Here is a 1052-nt window from a genome sequence, read left to right on the forward strand (position 1 = left end):
GTCAGGCACAGGTCGAGCCCCGGCAGCCCCGCCAGGGCCTTGCGGACCGCGGCCCGGTCCGCCGCGTGGTCCAGCGCCCGGTGGAACGTCCACGCGCAGCCGTCCAGCGCCGTCACCACCCGCTCCGTCGCCGCGAGGTCGAGCAGCCCGAACCCGTCCAGGAAGCCGAGCACGAACTCCGTCGCGCCCGCCTCCCGCAACTCGCCCGCGCGGCGGACCAGTTCGTCCACCCCCGCGTCGCCCCCGGCGGAGAACCCGTCGGACAGGCGCAGCATCACGCGCACCGGCAGGTCCACCGCCGCCCGCACCGCCGTGAAGACGGCGGCCGACGGGGACAGCCCGTCGGCCGCCATGTCGGTCACCAGCTCCAGGCGGTCCGCCCCGCCCTCCCGCGCCGCGACCGCGTCCTCGACGTCGAGCGCGATCACCTCCAGCACCGGACGCTCCGCACTCACGAGACTCACGGGCCACCACCAGATAGGTCTAGTCCAATCGGACCCCCAGGGTACGCGCCCCGCACCGCCGGGTCAGCCGAAGATGTTCAGCTCGGCCTCGGTCACCCCGGCCAGCTCGTAGGACGCCCCCGCCGTCGACCGCCCCGTGCACAGCCGGACGAGCGTCGCCGCGTCGCCGATGTACCGCGCCGGGGTCCGCCCGGGGTCGCCCAGTCGCAGCGGCTCGTCGTACCCGTCCAGGTCGGCGTGGACGGTGGCCAGGCCGTAGTGCGCGGTCACCCAGGCCAGCAGCCGCAGCGCGTCCGCCTGCCCGGGTCCCGCGTAGGCCCCGGGAAGCCCCCACGCCTCCCGCACGTCCCCCGCGTGCACCCACTCGCCGAAGGCCACGCCGTCCCGCGACCCGCGCTCGTTCCGCGCGATCGCGGCGCCGGCCCCGCCCATCCCCCGCTCCAGCTCGTCCACGATCCGCGCCACCGGCCAGCCGGCCCGCTCCGCGATGTCCCGGGCGTTGGCCTCGGGGCCGCCGGTCCCCCGCTCCCACCGGTCCTCCACCAGGCGGGTGAGCACCGCTCCGCAGTGGGACAGCGCGTCGCGCAC

General features: G+C 76.9%; 2 protein-coding genes. Both read right to left on the minus strand.

Features of this window, described 5'->3' with window-relative positions; all coding sequences use genetic code 11:
- Nucleotides 1-464, minus strand: a 464-nt coding sequence (locus ACOV8S_RS01395) for a copper homeostasis protein CutC (protein ID WP_448315486.1), incomplete at its 3' end; no start/stop codon positions are given.
- A gap of 63 nt (nt 465-527) precedes the next feature.
- Nucleotides 528-1052: maleylpyruvate isomerase family mycothiol-dependent enzyme (locus ACOV8S_RS01400; protein ID WP_448315488.1), on the minus strand; the 525-nt coding region annotated here is incomplete at its 5' end.

Source organism: Streptomyces sp. CO7 (assembly GCF_053474865.1).